This is a genomic window from Pseudomonas sp. CBZ-4, from assembly GCF_000346755.1.
Classification (GTDB): domain Bacteria; phylum Pseudomonadota; class Gammaproteobacteria; order Pseudomonadales; family Pseudomonadaceae; genus Aquipseudomonas.
The window spans coordinates 145675-164717 of sequence record NZ_ANNV01000101.1; the positions used below are offsets into that span (position 1 = coordinate 145675).

Annotated in this window: 18 protein-coding genes; 7 read left to right on the plus strand and 11 right to left on the minus strand. The window is 62.2% G+C overall.

Annotated features, from left to right (window positions below; genetic code table 11):
- Window positions 1-283: 283 nt before the first annotated feature.
- The 3 genes from B348_RS0113015 to hemB all read left to right on the plus strand — a co-directional run bounded on the left by B348_RS0113015 (window position 284) and on the right by hemB (window position 2916).
- Window positions 284-979 (plus strand): glutathione S-transferase N-terminal domain-containing protein, encoded by a 696-nt coding sequence (locus tag B348_RS0113015; protein ID WP_026136769.1) that lies wholly within the window; start codon window positions 284-286, stop codon window positions 977-979.
- Window positions 980-982: 3 nt separating this feature from the next.
- On the plus strand, window positions 983-1825 hold the full coding sequence (locus tag B348_RS0113020; protein ID WP_017736553.1) for a PhzF family phenazine biosynthesis protein: 843 nt from the start codon (window positions 983-985) through the stop codon (window positions 1823-1825).
- A 116-nt stretch (window positions 1826-1941) separates the two neighbouring features.
- Window positions 1942-2916, plus strand: a complete 975-nt coding sequence (gene hemB / locus B348_RS0113025) for a porphobilinogen synthase (RefSeq protein WP_017736554.1) — start codon at window positions 1942-1944, stop codon at window positions 2914-2916.
- 59 nt (window positions 2917-2975) lie between these two features.
- Here the strand turns inward: hemB and B348_RS0113030 are convergent, their stop codons facing one another.
- Window positions 2976-3590 carry a LysE family translocator gene (locus B348_RS0113030; RefSeq protein ID WP_017736555.1) on the minus strand — a complete coding sequence of 205 codons (615 nt, stop codon included), beginning with the start codon at window positions 3588-3590 and terminating at the stop codon, window positions 2976-2978.
- A gap of 140 nt (window positions 3591-3730) precedes the next feature.
- On the opposite strand from B348_RS0113030, the gene B348_RS0113035 reads away from it, so the two are divergent.
- Window positions 3731-4816 (plus strand): DUF1615 domain-containing protein, encoded by a 1086-nt coding sequence (locus tag B348_RS0113035; protein ID WP_017736556.1) that lies wholly within the window; start codon window positions 3731-3733, stop codon window positions 4814-4816.
- Here the strand turns inward: B348_RS0113035 and B348_RS0113040 are convergent, their stop codons facing one another.
- On the minus strand, window positions 4817-5602 hold the full coding sequence (locus B348_RS0113040) for a DUF4349 domain-containing protein (RefSeq protein ID WP_017736557.1): 786 nt from the start codon (window positions 5600-5602) through the stop codon (window positions 4817-4819).
- A gap of 158 nt (window positions 5603-5760) precedes the next feature.
- Between B348_RS0113040 and B348_RS0113045 the strand changes: the two genes are divergently transcribed.
- Window positions 5761-6177 carry a PaaI family thioesterase gene (locus B348_RS0113045; protein WP_017736558.1) on the plus strand — a complete coding sequence of 139 codons (417 nt, stop codon included), beginning with the start codon at window positions 5761-5763 and terminating at the stop codon, window positions 6175-6177.
- Between the two features lie 199 nt (window positions 6178-6376).
- Here B348_RS0113045 and B348_RS0113050 read toward each other — a convergent pair whose 3' ends face one another.
- From B348_RS0113050 to B348_RS0113060, 3 genes are read right to left on the minus strand one after another with little or no spacing between them, the layout of a single operon-like run.
- Window positions 6377-7558 carry an acetyl-CoA C-acetyltransferase gene (locus tag B348_RS0113050; RefSeq protein ID WP_017736559.1) on the minus strand — a complete coding sequence of 394 codons (1182 nt, stop codon included), beginning with the start codon at window positions 7556-7558 and terminating at the stop codon, window positions 6377-6379.
- A gap of 11 nt (window positions 7559-7569) precedes the next feature.
- Window positions 7570-8229 carry a CoA transferase subunit B gene (locus B348_RS0113055; RefSeq protein ID WP_017736560.1) on the minus strand — a complete coding sequence of 220 codons (660 nt, stop codon included), beginning with the start codon at window positions 8227-8229 and terminating at the stop codon, window positions 7570-7572.
- 34 nt (window positions 8230-8263) lie between these two features.
- A complete protein-coding gene (locus tag B348_RS0113060; RefSeq protein ID WP_003190329.1) occupies window positions 8264-8962 on the minus strand; it encodes a CoA transferase subunit A in 699 nt (232 codons plus the stop codon).
- 133 nt (window positions 8963-9095) lie between these two features.
- Between B348_RS0113060 and B348_RS0113065 the strand changes: the two genes are divergently transcribed.
- Window positions 9096-9998 carry a LysR family transcriptional regulator gene (locus B348_RS0113065; protein ID WP_026136770.1) on the plus strand — a complete coding sequence of 301 codons (903 nt, stop codon included), beginning with the start codon at window positions 9096-9098 and terminating at the stop codon, window positions 9996-9998.
- 63 nt (window positions 9999-10061) lie between these two features.
- Here the strand turns inward: B348_RS0113065 and B348_RS0113070 are convergent, their stop codons facing one another.
- The 6 genes from B348_RS0113070 to B348_RS0113095 form a co-directional block, all read right to left on the minus strand.
- Window positions 10062-10391: a hypothetical protein gene (locus B348_RS0113070; RefSeq protein ID WP_017736562.1), complete on the minus strand. Its 330-nt coding sequence runs from the start codon at window positions 10389-10391 to the stop codon at window positions 10062-10064.
- Window positions 10392-11009: 618 nt separating this feature from the next.
- The gene (locus B348_RS0113075) at window positions 11010-11855 is read right to left on the minus strand and encodes an NAD-dependent protein deacetylase (protein WP_017736563.1); all 846 of its coding nucleotides are present in this window, start codon (window positions 11853-11855) and stop codon (window positions 11010-11012) included.
- Window positions 11856-11863: 8 nt separating this feature from the next.
- A complete protein-coding gene (locus B348_RS0113080; protein WP_017736564.1) occupies window positions 11864-12304 on the minus strand; it encodes a CBS domain-containing protein in 441 nt (146 codons plus the stop codon).
- Between the two features lie 133 nt (window positions 12305-12437).
- Complete coding sequence (locus tag B348_RS0113085; protein ID WP_026136771.1) at window positions 12438-14378, minus strand: DNA topoisomerase III; 1941 nt, start codon at window positions 14376-14378, stop codon at window positions 12438-12440.
- Window positions 14379-14601: 223 nt separating this feature from the next.
- On the minus strand, window positions 14602-16224 hold the full coding sequence (locus B348_RS0113090) for an MFS transporter (protein WP_017736566.1): 1623 nt from the start codon (window positions 16222-16224) through the stop codon (window positions 14602-14604).
- A gap of 65 nt (window positions 16225-16289) precedes the next feature.
- Complete coding sequence (locus tag B348_RS0113095; protein ID WP_017736567.1) at window positions 16290-17936, minus strand: GMC family oxidoreductase; 1647 nt, start codon at window positions 17934-17936, stop codon at window positions 16290-16292.
- A 143-nt stretch (window positions 17937-18079) separates the two neighbouring features.
- On the opposite strand from B348_RS0113095, the gene B348_RS0113100 reads away from it, so the two are divergent.
- Complete coding sequence (locus B348_RS0113100) at window positions 18080-18973, plus strand: LysR family transcriptional regulator (protein WP_017736568.1); 894 nt, start codon at window positions 18080-18082, stop codon at window positions 18971-18973.
- Window positions 18974-19043: the final 70 nt, after the last annotated feature.

Genomic DNA, 19043 nt, shown 5'->3' on the forward strand with positions numbered 1-19043 from the left:
ACAGCGCACGTCGTGCGCAGCAAAGATCAGCCTGATGCTCGCCACGGCAGTTGCTTTCGAGAGGCGACGTTCACCAGGCCCACTTAATCCGCGTCAAAAGCGGATGCGCTACCCGTAGCGGGGCATACCAGCCCTGAAAGGGCGCTGAGGGTCAGTCATTGGCCAATGGCTGGCTCTCAGCACCTTTTTTCTGTTCCGCACAGTCAGTAAGTTGGATCGTTCTATCTGTTTTGTTTACCTTGTGAACCCTTGCTATTCCAATTTTCAAAGGGAGTTCACTGTTATGTCTCTTTCAAGCTTCCCTATTGCTAAAAAGTGGCCTGCCCAGCATCCCGAGCGCTTGCAACTGTACTCGCTGCCCACGCCCAACGGGGTAAAAGTCTCGATCATGCTCGAAGAGCTGGGCCTGCCCTACGAGGCGCACAAGGTCAGCTTCGAGACCCAGGACCAGTTGTCCCCCGAGTTCCTGTCCCTGAACCCCAACAACAAGATCCCTGCGATCATCGACCCGGATGGCCCCGGTGGCGTGCCGCTGGCGCTGTTCGAGTCTGGCGCGATCCTGATCTACCTGGCGGAGAAAACCAGCCAGTTGCTCGCCGAAGACCCGGCCACCCGCTACGAAACCCTGCAATGGCTGATGTTCCAGATGGGCGGTATCGGCCCGATGTTTGGCCAGTTGGGCTTCTTCAATAAGTTCGCCGGCAAGGACTACGAGGACAAGCGCCCCCGCGACCGCTACGCCGCTGAGTCCCGGCGCTTGCTGGGCGTGCTGGAAAAACGCCTGCTGGGCCGCACCTGGATCATGGGTGACGACTACAGCATCGCCGACATCGCCACCTTTCCATGGATTCGCAACCTGATCGGCTTCTACGAGTCTGGCGACCTGGTGGGCATCGCCGATTTCCCTAATGTGCTGCGCGCGCTGGATGGCTTTGTCGCCCGGCCGGCGGTGATCCGTGGCCTGAATATTCCGAGCTGACCCATGCCGACCTTTGCTTTCAAACAACTGGATGTCTTCAGCAGCGTCGCGCTCAAGGGCAACCCCCTGGCGGTGGTGTTGGGCGCTGACAGCCTGACGGACCAGCAGATGGCCGATTTCGCCAACTGGACCAACCTCAGTGAAACCACATTTTTGCTGACACCCCGTGATCCCCGTGCTGACTACCGGGTGCGAATTTTCACCACCGTGCAGGAACTGCCGTTCGCCGGGCACCCGACGCTGGGCTCATGCCATGCGTGGCTGCAGGCAGGCGGTGTACCCAAGGGCGAGGACATCATCCAGGAGTGCGAAATCGGCCTGGTGCGCGTGCGCCGCCAGGGCGATGAACTGGCGTTTATTGCGCCGCCATTATTGCGTGCAGGTCCGGTGGAGGCGCCCGTGCTGGCGCGTGTCTGTCAGGGGTTGGGCTTGAGCGCCGCAGACGTTGTGCGCAGCCAATGGGTGGACAATGGCGCGGGGTGGCTGGCGCTGATGCTGGCCGATCGTGATCAGGTTCTGGGCCTGCAGCCGGACTATGGGCAATTGCTCGGCCTGGCTGTTGGCGTGATCGCCCCCTGCGACCCCGTGCGCGACGCGGTGGATACGCAGTTTGAAGTACGCGGCTTCATCGCCGGAGACGGCGCCCCCGAAGACCCGGCCACCGGCAGCTTGAATGCCGGTATCGCCCAATGGCTGTTGGGCGAAGGCTTGGCGCCTGAGCGCTATGTGGTCAGCCAGGGCACGGCCTTGGGCCGTGCGGGGCGCATTCGCGTCGAGCGCCAGGGCGATGATGTCTGGGTGGGCGGCGCGGTCGCGGTGTGCATTGAAGGGCGTCTACAGCTCTAGATCAATGAATTGTTACGGGCCTCGCAATACACTGTTGGGCCCTCGGCGTTTGTGTTGCCTATGCCGGTGGGCATAAGCTTTCGCCCCAAAGTTTTTACCCCTATTTCAGGACCGCCATGACCAGCCAGTTCCCCCAAGCCCGCCCACGCCGCCTGCGCCGCTCCCCGGAGTTGCGTGGCTTGTTCCAGGAAACCGAGTTCACCCTTAACGACCTGGTACTGCCGATCTTTGTCGAAGAAGAAATCGACGACTTCGTGCCGATTACCAGCATGCCGGGCGTGCAGCGTATCCCGGAGAAGAAACTGGCCGCCGAGATCGAGCGTTACGCCCGCGCCGGCATCAAGTCGGTGATGACCTTTGGCGTGTCCCACCACCTGGACGCCAGCGGCAGCGACACCTGGAAGGAACGTGGCCTGGTTTCGCGCATGTCCTCGATCATCAAGGACGCCGTGCCGGAGATGATCGTGATGTCCGACACCTGCTTCTGCGAATACACCGACCACGGCCACTGCGGCGTGATGCACGGCGCCCACGTTGATAACGACGCGACCCTGGTCAACCTCGGCAAGCAAGCCGTGGCTGCGGCCCGCGCCGGTGCCGATGTGATCGCACCGTCGGCGGCGATGGATGGCCAGGTCCAGGCTATCCGCCGCGCCCTGGATGATGCCGGTTTCACCCACATTCCGATCATGGCCTACTCCACCAAATTCGCCTCGGCGCTGTACGGCCCGTTCCGCGAAGCCGGCGGCAGCGCGCTCAAGGGCGACCGCAAAAGCTACCAGATGAACCCGATGAACCGCCGCGAAGCCGTGCGTGAATCGCTGCTGGATGAACAGGAAGGCGCGGATGCGCTGATGGTCAAGCCGGCCGGGGCCTACCTCGACATCATCCGCGACATCCGCGAAGCCTCGCGCTTGCCGGTGGCCGCGTACCAGGTGAGCGGGGAGTACGCGATGATCAAGTTCGGCGCCCAGGCGGGGGCGATCGATGAGGACCGTGTGGTCCGCGAAACCCTTGGCTCGATCAAACGCGCTGGGGCGGATTTGATTTTCACCTACTTCGCAATGGACCTGGCCTTGGCCGGGATCTAAAGATGTAGGAGCTGGTTTGTGTGGGAGCTGGCTCCCACATAAGCCAGACCCCACCAAGATCAGCGCTGCGCAAACGCCAGGTTCAACCCCAGCCCCGCAAAGGCCGCCGCAAAACTGCGACGCAGCCAGTTCTGCACCCGTGGTGACTCGAGCACCGCACGCCGAAACACATTGGCCAGCAGGCCATACATCACGAACACCGCGAACGTCATCGCCATGAACACGCCGCTCAATACCAGCATCTGCACAGTGGGCGCCGTGCTGCCGGGCGCGACGAACTGCGGCAGGAAGGCCAGGAAGAAAATGGTCAGCTTGGGGTTGAGAATGTTCATCAACAGGCCGCGCAGCATCAGGCTGCGGGCACTGGCGACCACGGGCGTGTCACTGACGGCAAAGGCCGAGCGATCGCGCCAGGTGGCGTAGGCCACATACAGCAGGTAGGCGACACCGGCGTACTTGAGCAGGTCGAACGCCAACGCACTGGTGTGCAGCAAGGCGGACAGGCCGAGAATCGAGGCCAGCAGGTGCGGGATGATCCCGGCAGTGCAGCCCAACGCGGCGAACAGGCTGGCGCGCTTGCCGGCGGTGAGGCCGGTGGACACGGTAAAAATCACCCCGGTGCCGGGAATCAGTACGACAATCAGGCAAGTGACGAGAAAATTCAGGCTGAGCATGGCATTCAAACTCCGTGTAGGAATGGTCGATGTCAGATCCTGTCACGATAGCCGCGGGTTGGCGAGCGCACCCGGTCAGCGAACCCTGGTTACACTTGCGGGTCGATATGCCCGGTCCGTCGTTATTCAAGGAAGCGCCCATGTCCCTACGCCGCTTGATCCTCTGCCTCACCCCTATGCTGGTAGTGGCCGGTTGCTCCACCGCGCGCGGTCCGCAACAGCCGGAGCGCAACGAAGCCGAAGTGAAGGCGCAGATCGTGCGCCTGCTGCCGGCGACCGTGGCGGATCGCAAGGGCTGGGCCCAGGACATCTACACCGCCTTCGACACCCAGAAGATCGACCCGAGCACCGAGAATATCTGCGCGGTACTGGCGGTGACCGAGCAGGAGTCCACCTATCAGGTCGACCCGCCCGTGCCGAACATGGGCAAGATCGCCCAGGACGAAATGCTGCGCCGCGCCGCCAAGGTGTATGTGCCGGCGGTGGTGGTGCGCACCACCTTGCAATTGCGGTCGCCCACCGGCAAGTCCTACGCCGAACGCCTGAATGCCGCGCGCACCGAGAAGGACTTGAGCGGCATATTTGACGATTTCATCAGCATGGTGCCGTTGGGCAACACCTTGTTCGGCGGTTTCAACCCCGTACACACCGCAGGCCCGATGCAAGTCAGCATCGAGTTCGCGCAGAAACAGGCACGGGGTTATCCCTACACGGTGGATGGCACGATCCGACGCGAAGTCTTCACCCGCCGTGGCGGCATGTACTTTGGCATCGCTCACCTGCTCGGCTACCCGGTGAACTACGATCAACCGCTGTACCGCTTCGCCGACTTCAACGCGGGCTGGTACGCCAGCCGTAACGCGGCCTTCCAGGCGGCGGTCAGCCGCGTCTCTGGCACCGAGCTGGCGCTGGATGGCGACCTGATTCGCTACGGCTCGTTGCTGCCCGGCACCACCGAGCTGGCGGTGCGCTCACTGGGCGCGAAGCTGGACATGCGCAACCCCAGCATCCGCAGCCAGCTGGAGCAGGGCGAGCAGTTGGACTTTGAAGACACCACCCTCTACAAACGCGTGTTTGCGCTGGCGGACACCGCGGCCGGCAAGCCGATGCCACGGGCAATCCTGCCGGGCATCGTGCTCAAGAGCCCGAAGATCACCCGCAACCTGACCACGGCGTGGTTTGCCAAGCGCGTGGATGAGCGCTATCAGCGCTGCATGAAGCGCTGATCAGCTGCGGCGCTTGATAAACCGGCGCCACAACCACACCCACAACCACACCACCGGGAACGCCAGGATCACAAACGGCAACACGTAGCTGGAACGTTCCAGGGCGTCGGCGGTGCCGTTCACCAGGTTGTCGCCGAGGGTGCTGAACATGCGGCTGAAACGTGACGGCTGGTTTGCGCCGTCGGAGGAGCGGAAGTTCAGGGTCACGCGGTTGGTGTCGAGGCGGCGTTGCTGGTTGGCGGAGACTTGCGCCAGTTCCTGCAATTCGTTTTCGATGGCGGCTTGTTCTTTGCTCAAGGCGATCAAGTCGCTGACGGTGATGTCCTTGCGCTTGGCCAATTCATCCAGGCGCTGTTGCTGGGCTTGCAGACGATCCTGGCGGCGGCGCACATCGGCGACGGCGTCGGCCAGGTCCTCGGCGGTGGTGATGCGTTGGCCGAGCGTGCCGCCTTCCGTGGCCATGGCGACCATCGGCTCCACCCCGGTGGGCGCGATGCGCAGGATGATCTCGCCACCGTTGCCGTCTTCGGTGATGCCGAGGATGTTACAGGCGCCAAAGCGTGCGGTTTCACAGGCTTCGCGCGTGGCCTGCATACGCGGTGCGAGCAGGGCGCCGGGCAGGGCCAGGGTCAGTTCGTGCTCATAGGCCAATTGCGCGCCGGCCTGGCTTTGTTCGCCGTTGATTGCTCGTGCGCGGGAGTGATCCTTGGGCGAGCAACCGGCGAGGGTCAGGCCTGCGAGCAAGATCAAAATAAGCGGTGTGGCTTTGCCGTCCAGATGGCGCATTGCGGTTCCTTGGGAGGTGCGGGGAAATTTGGACGGCGATTAAAGCGGGTCTGGCGGATTAACGCAAAGCATCGTGCGGGATTTGCGTGGCTGATGGTGATGGCTGGCGCAGTGGCGCTGGAGTACACCTCAGGCCTGACTCCAAGGAAGAACCCGCCATGATCGCTGTCCCCGAAGGTTTTGTTTCACTGCCGCGCAGCAGCCCGCTGCTCGACTTGTTGGGCCCGGCGTACTGCCGGGGTGAGGGGTTGCAACTGGAAATCGGCCTGCGCGCCGACAATCGTCACGCCAATGGCCGTGGCACTGTGCATGGCGGGGTGTTGGCGACCTTGGCGGATGTCGGCATGGGGTATGCGATGGCCTTTTCCAGCGAACCGCCGCTGCCGCTGATTACCGCGAGCATGACCTTGGACTACCTGGGGGCTGTGCAGGTGGGGGAGTGGATGGTGGTGAAGTTGGAACATCACAAGCGCGGGCGGCAAATGGCGTTTGCCACGGTGAGCGTGCAAGTGGGGGAGAAGGTGGTGGTGCGGGCGAATGCGGTGTTTGCCGTACCCCGCTCTGATGACCGATAGAGATTAAATGTGGGAGCGGGCTTGCTCGCGAAAGCGGAGTGTCAGTCACTTGATTTTTAACTGACACTCCGTCTTCGCGAGCAAGCCCGCTCCCACACAAGCCAGCTCCCACAGTTGGACTGTGTTTATTCAGATAGAGCGGGTAAAGAAAAGGCCCGGTTTTCGTGGAACCGGGCCTTTTCAATAGTGCTCTTGCCAATCAGCTGCGTTCGAGGGCCAGCGCCACACCCTGGCCGCCACCGATGCACAGCGTCGCCAGGCCTTTCTTGGCGTCACGCTTGATCATTTCATGCAGCAGGGTCACCAGCACGCGGCAGCCTGAGGCGCCAATCGGGTGGCCGATGGCAATGGCGCCGCCGTTGACGTTGACCTTGCCCGCATCCCATTCCAGCTCTTTGCCCACTGCCAGCGCTTGCGCGGCGAAGGCTTCGTTGGCTTCGATCAGGTCCAGGTCGCCCAGGCTCCAACCGGCTTTGTCCAGGCAGCGACGGGTGGCCGAGACCGGGCCGATGCCCATGATCGCCGGGTCGACGCCAGCGTTGGCGTAGCTGGCAATGCGCGCCAGCACCGGCAGGCCGAGGGCCTTGGCCTTGTCGGCGCTCATCAGCAGCACCGCAGCGGCGCCGTCATTGAGGCTGGAGGCGTTGCCGGCGGTGACGCTGCCGTCTTTCTTGAATGCCGGCTTGAGCTTGCCCAGGGATTCGGCGGTGGTGCCGGCGCGGGGTTGCTCATCGACGGCGAAGGCCACGGGGTCGCCTTTGCGCTGCGGGATCAGGATCGGGGTGATTTCATCGGCGAAACGCCCGGCCTCAATGGCGGCAGCGGCTTTTTGCTGGGAGGCAGCGGCGAACGCATCCTGGGCTTCACGGCTGATGCCGTACTTGTCCACCAGGTTCTCGGCGGTGATGCCCATGTGGTAGTCGTTGAACGCATCCCACAGGCCGTCGGTGATCATGCTGTCGATCATCTTGGCGTGGCCCATGCGCAAACCGGTGCGCGCGGCAGGCAATACGTACGGGGCCAGGCTCATGTTCTCCATGCCGCCGGCGATGATCACCTCGGCATCGCCGCAGCGGATGGCCTGGGCGCCGAGGTGCAGGGCCTTGAGGCCGGAGCCGCAGACTTTGTTGAGGGTCAGGCTCGGCACTGCGTGGGGCAGGCCGGCGAGGATCGAAGCCTGGCGGGCCGGGTTCTGGCCCGAGCCTGCGGTGAGGACCTGGCCGAGGATCACTTCATCCACCAGGGCCGGGTCGAGGCCGGTTTGCTCCAGCAGGCGACGGATCACGGCGGCGCCCAGTTCCGGTGCCGGAACATTCGCCAGCGAACCCTGGAAGCTGCCCACGGCGGTACGGGTGGCAGCAACAATCACGACGTCTTGCATGAGATCTGTCCTCACTGGAAGTGCATTTCTGGAACGTGGTCCGGGACGATCAGTTTACCGGCGGTCTTGCTCACAATCTCCTCAACGCTGACGCCAGGTGCGCGTTCCTTGAGGACAAAAGCGCCATTTTCGATTTCCAGGTACGCCAGGTCCGTGAGTACACGCTTGATGCAGTTCGCGCCGGTCAGCGGCAGGCTGCACTGGCTGAGCAACTTGGACTCACCGTCCTTGGACGCGTGGGTCATGATCACGATGATGTTTTCTGCGCCGGCCACCAGGTCCATGGCGCCGCCCATGCCCTTGACCAGTTTGCCGGGGATCATCCACGAGGCAATGTTGCCTTGTACGTCCACCTCAAAGGCGCCGAGCACGGTGAGGTCGACGTGGCCGCCGCGAATCATCGCGAAGGACTCGGCGGAGGAGAAGATCGACGCGCCAATGCGCGCGGTGACGGTCTGTTTGCCGGCGTTGATCATGTCGGCATCGATGGTGTCTTCGGTCGGAAACGGTCCCATGCCCAGCAGGCCGTTTTCCGATTGCAGCATCACTTCCATGCCGTCGGGGATGTAGTTGGCCACCAGGGTCGGGATGCCAATACCGAGGTTGACGTAGAAACCGTCCTGCATTTCACGGGCGACGCGTTGAGCCATTTGTTCGCGGGTAAGAGCCATGTTCTGAGTCCTTATTGTTCGGGCTGGAGGCGGATTATTTGCGTACGGTGCGCTGTTCGATGCGCTTCTCGAACGTGCCGCAGATGATCCGGTCGACGTAGATGCCAGGGGTGTGGATCTGCGCCGGGTCCAGCTCGCCCGGTTCGACGATTTCCTCGACTTCGACCACGGTGATCTTGCCGGCGGTGGCGGCCAGCGGGTTGAAGTTCTGGGCGGTGTGGCGATAGATGACGTTGCCGAAGTGGTCGGCTTTCCAGCCTTTGACGATGGCGAAGTCGCCGGTGATGGACTCTTCCATCAGGTACGGGCGGCCTTTGAATTCGCGGGTTTCCTTGCCCTCGGCAACGGGCGTGCCGACGCCGGTGGCGGTGAAGAAGGCCGGGATACCGGCGCCGCCTGCGCGCATTTTCTCTGCCAGGGTGCCTTGGGGGGTCAGCACCACTTCGATCTCGCCGCTGAGCAGCTGTTTTTCGAACAGCGCGTTTTCGCCGACGTAGGATGCGATCACCTTGCTGATCTGCTTTTGTTCCAGCAGCACGCCCAGCCCAAAACCGTCGACGCCGCAGTTGTTGGAAACCACGGTCAGGTCGCGGGTGCCTTTGCGCTTGATCTCGGCGATGAGGTTTTCTGGAATGCCACACAGGCCAAAACCACCGGAGAGCACAGTCATGCCGTCTTCCAGGCCTGCCAGCGCTTCTTCATAGGACGCCACGCGTTTATCGAAACCTGCCATATGCACCTCTTTTATTGTTTGTGGGCCAGCCAATGAACCGAGTGTTGCGCTGCTGGATTGATTTGTTAAGTTGTTTTTTAAGGTTGATTGATTTAAAAAACAGCATAGTTGAGTCGTCGCCCGGAGCAGCCTCATGACAGTTAAACAGATGCGCGCCTTTCTCGCCGTGGCCCAGAGCCTGAGCTTTGCCGCCGCCTGTGAACGCCTGCACCTCTCCCAATCGGCCTTGAGCTTGACCATCAAGGGCCTGGAAGAAGGGCTGGGCGGGCGCCTGTTCAGTCGCAATACCCGCAACGTCGCGCTCACGCCAGAAGGGGAATCCCTGTTGCCGCTGGCGCGCCGGTTGATTGCCGATTGGGACAACGCCGAAGACGAATTGCGCCAGCGCTTCACCCTGCAGCGCGGGCGGGTGACGGTGGCGGCGATGCCGTCGTTTGCTGGCAACCTGCTGCCGCCGATCCTGAAGATATTCCGTGCGCGTTACCCTCAGGTGAATGTGACCGTGCATGACTTGATCAACGAGCAGGTGCTGGAGATGGTGCGCGACCGCCAGGTGGAGCTGGGGGTGGCGTTCGAGCCGTCAGAGGGTTCGTCACTGGCGTTTACGCCGCTGTATCTGGACCGTTTCATTGCCGTGGTGCCGGGCGATTCGCCGCTGGCGCAGTGTAGTGAGGTCGATTGGAAAACCCTGCTGGAACACCCCTTCATCACCTTGCAACGGCCTTCGACCGTGCGCGTGATGCTGGAAGAACACTTGGGGGCCTTGCAGATGAAGTTGCCGGTGGCGCTGGAAAGCCATCAACTGGCGACGGTGGGCAAGATGGTGGCGAGTGGTTTGGGGGTCAGCGCCGTGCCCGCGTTATGCGCGCGGCAGATGGAAGAGGCGGGCGCCCATTGCATTACATTGTGCGATCCGGTGATCGAGCGCCCGATAGGCGTGCTGACCAAACCGGGGCATGAACTGTCGGCGGCGGCACAAGTGCTGTTTGATATCTTTCGGGATGAGGCGGCGAAGGGGCGTTTTCCAACTTTCTGAATACACCACAAACAAGTGTGGGAGCTGGCAAGCCAGCTCCCACAGGAGTGTACAAGTTACTTTCTAGTAGTAGCGATCAATCACTTTAACTTGCGAGCTGTCCTTGACGGCTGCCCAGGCATTGTTAAGGGTGTCGAATACTTGTTCGATAAAGTTGCGATCAGCCGCAGCCTTCTTGCCGACATAACCCTGGCCCCGGCGGTACACCTTCAGGCGTGCTGCCAGTTCACGGTTATTACGGTCAAATTCGGCTTCTTGGGTATTGGGCGCCAGGCAGTCAAGTTGCACTTCGCCCGATTTGCCAATCCACAGGATATGGTCGTCGAGAGTGTCTTTCTGCGCTGCGAACATCTCAGCCAATTCGTCGATAGTTGGTTGGTTGTTCAGATTCATGTGTAAGCCCCTTGACCAGTTGGCGATCTATCAATTGATTCGTTAAAACTGCTTAGTTGTCTCCGGTTGCGAAAACCGGGCGTCAGCGACGGTCTGCCGAATACGGGCAGGGTCTTGAACCTGATGCATGTAGTCTTGCTGATGAACTGCTACGCCATGGTTTCATAACGAAGACAAGCAGCGTTTGAGCTCCTTGTACCGATCCTTGCGGGCCGGTCAGCTTCATCAATCTGCCTTGTGGGCAGTGCACATCCGGAAAAAACAGCTCGGCGGTCAGACGAGCTCTTTCAAAACGCTTGTTACCAACGCTCCCGATCCGGGAGACGTCTCGATAATGCAAGGACAAAAAGGTTACGTCAACGGTTATGTAGTGATTATTTTTAGTCACTACATAAATCGCCGTGGCGGCGGGGGGATGCGTAGAAATGTGACTTGAGCGTCATTTTTTGGCGTGGCGGGTCGGGGTTCGCAGCTCAATGATTCACTGCAAAACCCTGTGGGAGCGGGCTTGCCCGCGATGGCGGTCAGTCAGTTGATACATCTGTAACTGAAACACCGCTATCGCAGGCAAGCCAGCTCCCACACAAACCTTGCTCATATTTTAGAGGGGAGGTGTTGTTAGCTCAGTCGCTCAACCAGCAACGGCAACAGCCGTTCGCACGAAGCTTCGATCTTAACCTGCAACAACTCATCCCCCCGCGTCTTGCCCAGGTTGATCGCAATCACCGGCTTGCCTTGTTCCACCATCGCCTTGCACAGGCGAAACGCCGAATAAGCCATCAGCGATGAACCGACCACCAGCAACCCCTCGGCCTGCGCCACCGCCGCCATGGCCTTGGCGGCCGTCGCCTGGGCGACGTTCTCACCAAAGAACACCACGTCCGGTTTCAAGCGTTGACCGTTGCAATGGGGGCAGTGGGGGATGTGGAAACGTTCCTCAAAGGCCGGATCCAGCAACGTATCGCCATCGGGCGCTTGCACGGCATCGACGCCGGCCAGGTAGGGGTTCTCGTGTTCCATCCGTTGTTGGATCACATCGCGCGGGCTGCGCTGCTGGCAGTCCAGGCACAGCACGCGGTGCAGGCTGCCGTGCAGCTCGATCACGTCATGGCTGCCGGCCTGGTCATGCAGGGTGTCGACGTTTTGAGTGATCAACCCGCTGATGCGCTGGCGTTGTTGCAGGGTCGCCAGGGCCCGATGGGCGGGGTTCGGCTGGGCGATGCGCACCCTCGGCCAACCCAGCATCGCCCGCGCCCAATAACGGCGGCGGGCTTGGGCGGTAGCGAGGAATTCCTGGTACATCATCGGCGCCTTGCCCCGGCGTACACCTTCGCTGTTGCGATAATCGGGAATGCCCGAAGGCGTGCTGATGCCCGCACCGGTCAGCACCAGAAAGCGCCGTTCGGCCATGGCCCGGTGCAGGGTGTCGAGGTGGTCGTCCTGATGTTCCAGGCTGTCGAGCATGGGTTCCCCTATTCGCCGCGGATGTATTGCTCCAGTTGCTTGATCAGGTCTGCCTGGTCGGCAATGGCTTCTTTCACCAGGTCGCCAATGGACAGCAGGCCCAGCAGTTTTCCATCTTCGACGACAGGCAGGTGGCGCAGGTGGCTGTCGGTCATGATGTTCATGCACTCATCGACTTTCTTGTGGGTGTCGACGGTGATCACCGGCGAGCTCATCACCTCGTGGACCTTCGTGGTGACCGACGACAACCCCTTGAGCATGATCTTACGTGCATAGTCACGTTCGCTGATGATGCCCACCACGACGCCATCCCTGACGACCGGCAAGGCCCCGACGTTTTTCTCCGACATGCGGACCAGCGCTTCAAACACGGTGTGGTCGTGTTTGATGACATGGACTTCCTGATTCTTCTGGTCCTTGGCTTTGAGCACTTGTGCAACGGTTTTCATGGCGGCCACTCCGGTGTTGTTGTTAGGAAGTCAGCGGGTCCCCTACAGAATCCTAGACGGCCCACGGGAGGGCAAGGTCCAAAGCGGCGTCAAACCCGTCGAAAAACGTCATTCGCCGGACTTTTTTCCGCTTTTACCCGGCATTTGCCGGTTTTTTGCCGCGCCGGGGGCTGGTGGCCGTCTTGCGTGGGGCGCTCTTGCGCTTCTTTTTCCACGGCGCAGCGCCCTGGCCTGGCGGGCCGGTGATGGTCATGCGCAGGCCATTGCAGCGCGCCACCTGCTTGCTCATCCAGGCCGCCTGCTTGGCGACGAACTCTTCCAGGCTCATCTCGCCGCTTTGCACCATGTCCAGGGCTTGCTCCCAGATCGCGGTGGTGCCTGGGTCGGCAATGGCGCGGGGCACGGCGTCGATCAGGCTGAATGCCGCAGGCGTCGCCGACAGGGCCTTGCCGTTTTTCACCAGGTAACCACGGTCCAGCAGGCCCTGGATAATCCCGGCGCGGGTGGCTTCGGTGCCAATGCCCGTGGTGTCCTTGAGCTTTTGCTTGAGCAGTGGGTCTTCCACCAGTTTGGCGACGTTCTTCATCGCCTTGATCAGGTCGCCCTCGGTAAAGGGCTTGGGCGGTTGGGTCCACAGGTCCTTGAGGTTGACCTTGGCCACCGCATACTCCTGGCCTTGCACCAGCGTGGGCAACGCTTGCGGTGCAGGGGCTTCGCGGCCCTTGGCCGGCGCCAGGGCTTCGGGCAGGGCGCGTTTCCAGCCGGGTTCGATCACCACCTTGCCCACCGCGCGCAACGCGTGCCCGGCGCAGTCGAAATCCGCCTGGGTGCGGTCGTATTCATGGTTGGGCAGGAACTGCGCCAGGTAACGCGCGCGAATCAAGGTGTACACCGCGCGGTGCTTGCCGGTGAGTTGCCCCGCGTCCTTGCCCGCGCCGGTGGGGATGATGCCGTGGTGGGCGCTGACCTTGGCGTCGTTCCACGCTCGCGAGCGGCGTTGTGGGTCGAGATGGGGCATCAGTTCATTTACGGCCGCATCGGCCCGGCCCAGCGCGGCGAGAATCTTCGGCGCGTCGCTGTGCTGGCTGACCGGCAGGTAGCCGCAGTCGCTGCGTGGATAGGTGATGGCCTTGTGGGTTTCGTACAGCGACTGGGCGATGTCGAGGGTTTCCTGGGCGCCGAGGCCGAGCTTCTTGGAGCAGATTTCCTGCAGGGTGCCAAGGTCGAAGGGCAGGGGTGCCACCTCGCGCATGCGCTCGGTGCGCAGCTTGACCAGGCGCGCATTGGCCGCGTTGCGCATCGCATCGGCCGCGTCCCGCGCCAGTTGCGGGTTGAGACAGCGGCCCTGGTCATCACAGGCATCCTCGGCTGCGCGCCATTGCGCGGTGAAGGTCATGTGCTGATGCTGCAAGTCGACGTCGATGGCCCAGTACGCCACCGGGACGAAATCGGCGATGCTGCGGTCGCGGTCCACCACCAGGCGCAGGGTCGGGGTTTGCACGCGGCCCACGGGCAGCACGCCTTGATACCCGGATTGGCGCCCGAGCAAGGTGAACAAGCGGCTCATGTTCATCCCGATCAGCCAGTCGGCGCGGGAACGGCCGAGGGCCGAGTGATACAGGCTGAAGGTTTCGGCGCCGGGCTTGAGTGCAGCCAGGGCCTTGCGAATGGACGCATCGTCCAGCGCCGACAGCCACAAGCGCTGGATCGGCCCGCGATAGCGGCAGTGCTCCACCAACTCACGGGCGATCATCTCGCCTTCGCGGTCGGCGTCGGTGGCGATCACCAGTTCCTGGGCTTCCCCCAGCAGGCGCTTGACCGCCTTGTATTGGCTGGCGGTCTTGGGCTTGACGCGCATCTTCCATTTTTCCGGAACGATGGGCAGGTCGGCCAGCACCCAGCGCTTGTACTTGGCGTCGTAGGCGTCGGGCGGGGCGGTTTCCAGCAGGTGGCCGATGCACCAGGTGACTGTGATCCCATTGCCCAGCCAGCAGCCGTCGCCCCGGCGACTGGCGCCGAGCACGGCCGCGATGTCCTTGGCCTGGGAGGGTTTTTCACAGAGGTACAGCCGCATGGTCATCACATCAGATCGGGTTGATGCTGTGCAGGATGCTCAGTCAGCGAGCATTGATCAACCATTATCTGTATGGATGTACAGCAATTTGTGTGAGCGGCGCAAAACAAAATGTGGGAGCGGGCTTGCCCGCGATGGCGTCCTGTCTGTGCCGAATCTATCGACTGACACACCGCAATCGCGGGCAAGCCCGCTCCCACAAGGGATCTTCAGGGGTGGAAGATCAGTTGTTATCGATATCCACGTGCCGGGTTTCCTTCAGGCAGATCATCCCCACCACCAGGCTCACTCCCGTCACCACCACCGGGTACCACAGGCCGTAGAAAATATCCCCGGTGTACACCACCAGCGCAAACGACACCGTCGGCAGGAACCCGCCAAACCAGCCGTTGCCGATGTGGTAGGGCAGGGACATCGAGGTGTAGCGGATGCGCGTCGGGAACAGTTCCACCATCAACGCCGCCAGCGGGCCGTAGCACATGGCCGCGATCAGGATCAGCGCGACGATCAGCACCACCACCATGGTTTTGTTGACCTGGGCCACGTCCGCCGAAGTCGGGTAGCCGGCCAGGGTCACGGCGCCGCGCAGGGCCGCTTCGTCAAAACCGTCGATACGCACTTCACCCACGCTCACCTGCACCGGGCTGCCGGCTGGGGCGGCGGCGCTGCTGTAGGGCAGGCCCTGCTTGACCAGGAAGGTCTTGACCTTGTCGCATGGGCTGTCAAATTTCGCCTTGCCCACCGGGTCGAACTGGAAGGTGCAGGTGGCCGGGTCGGCCAGTACGGTGATCGGCGCCTGTTGGCTGGCCTGGTCCATCGCCGGGTTGGTGTAGTGCGCCAGGCTCTTGAAGATCGGGAAGTACAACACGGTGGCCAGCAGCAGGCCGAGCATCAGCACGGGTTTGCGCCCGACCTTGTCCGACAGCCAGCCAAAGAAGATAAAGAACGGCGCGCCAATCACCACGCTGATGATCAGCAGCATGTTGGCCAGGGCCGGGTCCATCTTGAGGAACTGGGTGAGGAAGAACAGCACATAGAACTGCGCCGCGTAGAAGGTCACCGCTTGCCCGCCGTTGATGCTGAACAGCGCGATCAGCACCACCTTGAGGTTGTCCCAGTTGCCGAACGACTCACTGATCGGCGCCTTGCTCGCCTTGCCTTCCTCTTTCATTTTCAAGAAGGCCGGCGATTCGTGCAGGCTCATACGGATCCAGGTGGAAATGCCCAGCAGCACGATGGAGAACAGGAACGGAATGCGCCAGCCCCACACTTCGAACTGGTCGCCGGTGAAGTAGCGGCAGGCCAGTACCACCAGCAACGACAGCAGCAGGCCGATGGTCGCGGTGGATTGAATCCAGCTGGTATGAAAACCACGCTTGCCCGCCGGCGCATGCTCGGCCACATAGGTCGCCGCGCCGCCGTATTCGCCGCCCAGCGCCAGGCCCTGGAGCATGCGCAGCACGATGAGGATGATCGGCGCCGCGATGCCGATGCTGGCGTAGGTCGGCAACAGCCCTACGCAAAACGTCGCCACGCCCATGAGGATGATGGTCACCAGGAAGGTGTACTTGCGCCCGATCATGTCGCCCAGGCGGCCGAACACCAGCGCACCGAAGGGCCGCACCACAAAGCCGGCCGCAAAGGCCATCAAGGCAAAGATAAACGCCGTGGTGTCGTTGACCCCGGCAAAGAACTGCTTGCTGATCACCGCCGCCAGCGCGCCGTAGAGGAAAAAGTCATACCACTCGAACACCGTCCCCAGGGACGAGGCGAAGATGACTTTCTTTGAGTCGTTGTTGGTGCTCGCGTCTATGACCGAGCCCAGGGGTTGAGCATGTTCTGACATCGGGTAGCCCTCACAGTGATTATTTATTGTTGTTCCACTGTCGGCGCCAGGTGCGGCGCCGCTATTCAGATTGCATGAACCGTTTCTCTCTGCGGGGTGAGGCTCCTTGTGTTCGGCGAAAGAATGAGCTGCGCGGCTTTTTCCGCGATCATCAGCGTGGGTGAGCAGGTGTTGCCGGAGGTGATGCGCGGCATGATCGAGGCATCGGCGACGCGCAGGCCGGGCACGCCATGCACGCGCAGCTGGGCGTCGACCACCGCATCGGCATCACTGCCCATGCGGCAGGTGCCCACCGGATGAAAGATCGTCGTGCCGATGCGCGCGGCGGCTTCGTGCAGTTCATCTTCGCTTTGCAGCGAGTCGCCGGGCAGGTATTCCACCGGCTTGAATTGGCGCAGGGCCGGGGCGGCGACGATGCGCCGGGTCAGGCGGATCGCATCGGCGGCCACGCGCAGGTCTTCGGGATGGCTGAGGTAATTGGGCCGGATCAGCGGCGCATCCGCCGGGTTGGCCGAGCGGATATCCACGCGGCCACGGCTTTGCGGGCGCAGGTCGCAGACCGACGCGGTAAATGCCGGGAACGCGTGCAACGGCTCGCCAAAGCGCTCCAGGGACAGCGGTTGCACATGGTATTCGAGGTTGGCCGAGGTCTGTTCCGGGCCCGAGCGGGCAAACGCGCCGAGCTGGCTGGGGGCCATCGACAGCGGGCCGCTGCGGTCGTACAGGTATTGCAGGCCCATGCCCAGCTTGCCCCACACGGAACCGGCGATCTGGTTGAGGGTGCGGGCGTTTTCCAGTTTGTAGATCAGGCGCAATTGCAGGTGGTCCTGCAGGTTGCCGCCGACGCCGGGCAGCTCACGCACCACTTCGATGCCCAACGGTTTGAGCACGCCGGAGGGGCCAATCCCCGAGCGTTGCAAAATACCTGGCGAGCCGACTGAACCGGCGCACAACACGATTTCCTTGCGCGCCTTCCAGCTTAGCGACTGGCCCAACTGGCGGCCGACGACTTGCGTGGCGCGGCCGTTTTCCAGGAGCACGCGGTCCACGTCCACTTCGGTCAGCACCGTGAGGTTGGGCCGCTGGCGGATCGGCTTGAGAAACGCCTTGGCCGCATTCCAGCGCACGCCGGCCTTCTGGTTGACCTGGAAGTAGCCGCAGCCTTCGTTGTCACCGGTGTTGAAATCGTTGATGTTGGCGATGCCGCTTTGCGCGGCCGCATCGCGGAACGCGTCGAGGATCGGCCAGTGCAGGCGCTGTTGCTCGACCCGCCACTCGCCGCCATTGCTGTGAAATTCCGAGCCACCGGCAAAATGGTTTTCGCTCTTTTTGAACACTGGCAGCACATCGTCCCACGCCCAGCCCGGATTGCCGGCCGCCGCCCAGCCGTCGTAGTCCTGAGCCTGGCCGCGCATGTAGATCATGCCGTTGATGGACGAGCAGCCACCCAGCACCTTGCCCCGTGGATAGCTCAGCGCACGGCCTTGCAGGCCTTCCTGCGCTTCGGTCTTGAAGCACCAGTCGGTGCGCGGGTTGCCGATGCAGTACAGGTAGCCGACGGGGATGTGGATCCAGGGGTAGTTATCGCGGCCACCGGCTTCGAGCAGCAGCACGCGGTGGGCGGGGTTGGCGGACAGTCGATTGGCCAGCAGGCAGCCTGCGGGGCCGGCGCCTACGACGATGTAATCGTATTCAGCAGTTGCAGTGGGCATCTGGGGTCTCGCTTGTTTTTCTTATTGCCTCCATCCTAGTTGTTAGTTTTCGTCTTAAAAATGTTAGTTTTTACCCAGCTGCTGTGCGTTTTTAAACAGCGCGTTGAAATAACGCGACCCGGGACCATGGAGAGGGAGGCGATATGTTCGACTGGAATGACCTGCGCTACTTTCTCGAGTTACAGCGCAGCGGCCGCCTGCTCACCGCCGCGCAACGCCTGAAAACCACCCACGCCACCGTCGCCCGGCATATCGAGGCCATTGAGAAAAGCCTCGGCACCGCGCTGTTCGTGCAGCACGCCCAGGGCTACGAGCTGACGCCCGCCGGCGAAGCCCTGCTCAAGCACGCCGAAGCCATGGAAAACGTCGCGCTGCTGGCCGAAGACGAACTCACCCATAGCGCCGCGCCGTTGGGCAAGATCCGCCTGGGCGTTGCCGAAGGGCTGGGGGTGATGTTCCTCGCCAGCCGCATGGGTGGTTTGTTTGAGCGCTACCCGGGCCTGGAAGTGGAACTGGTGGCGGTGCCGCGTTTCGTCAGCATCCTCAACCGCGAAGCCGAGATCAGCATCCACCTGGAGCGCCCCAGCGTCGATCAACTGGTCACGCGCAAACTCACCGACTATCGCCTGGCGCTGTACGCCAGCCGCGCCTACCTGGACCGCCACCCGCCGATTGAAAAGCGCGAGGATCTGGCGGCGCACGCGTGGATTGATTATGTCGACGACCTGCTGTTCAGCCAGGAACTGAAATTCCTCAGCAGCTTTTGCCGCAACCCCAAGGTGGTGTTCCACAGCACCAGCGTGATCGCCCAGCACCAGGCGGCGCGTTCGGGCTTGGGGATTGCCGTGTTGCCGTGTTTCATGGCCTCGGCAGACCCGGAGTTGGTGGCGTTGCTGCCGGGGGAGGGGATCATGCGCAGCTACTGGATCAGCTCGCGGCGCGAGTTGCACAAATCGGTGCGGTTGCGGGTGTTGTGGGATTACGTGGTGGAGTTGTGTGCACGGGAGCAAGGCTTGCTGCTCGGCGAGTCCAGCTGACTGAAACCGGATTAAACCTGTGGGAGCAGTTTTTGTGGGAGCTGGCTTGCCTGCGATGCAGGCACCTCGG